Source organism: Psychroflexus lacisalsi (assembly GCF_020164495.1).
In the GTDB taxonomy this organism is placed as follows: Bacteria; Bacteroidota; Bacteroidia; order Flavobacteriales; family Flavobacteriaceae; genus Psychroflexus; species Psychroflexus lacisalsi.
Genome location: NZ_JAIQYZ010000030.1, coordinates 1 through 351 on the forward strand (window position 1 = coordinate 1; position 351 = coordinate 351).

Consider the following 351-nt stretch of genomic DNA (forward strand, 5'->3'; position numbering starts at 1 on the left):
CTTTCGGGTTCGCCTTAGGCCCCGACTAACCCTCAGCTGATTAGCATAGCTGAGGAATCCTTGGTCTTTCGGTGTGCGGGTTTCTCGCCCGCATTATCGTTACTTATGCCTACATTTTCTTTTCTAAACGCTCCAGCATACCTTACAGTACACCTTCTGCGCTGTTTAGAATGCTCCCCTACCTCTTACAAAATTAATTGTAAAAGCATAGCTTCGGTAATATACTTATGCCCGATTATTATCCATGCCTGACCGCTCGACTAGTGAGCTGTTACGCACTCTTTAAATGAATGGCTGCTTCCAAGCCAACATCCTAGCTGTCTAAGCAGTCTGACCGCGTTTGTTCAACTT

General features: G+C 45.9%; 1 rRNA gene. It reads right to left on the reverse strand.

Going from position 1 to position 351, the window contains the following annotated elements:
- Positions 1-351, reverse strand: a 23S ribosomal RNA gene (locus LB449_RS13840); the annotation flags it as partial.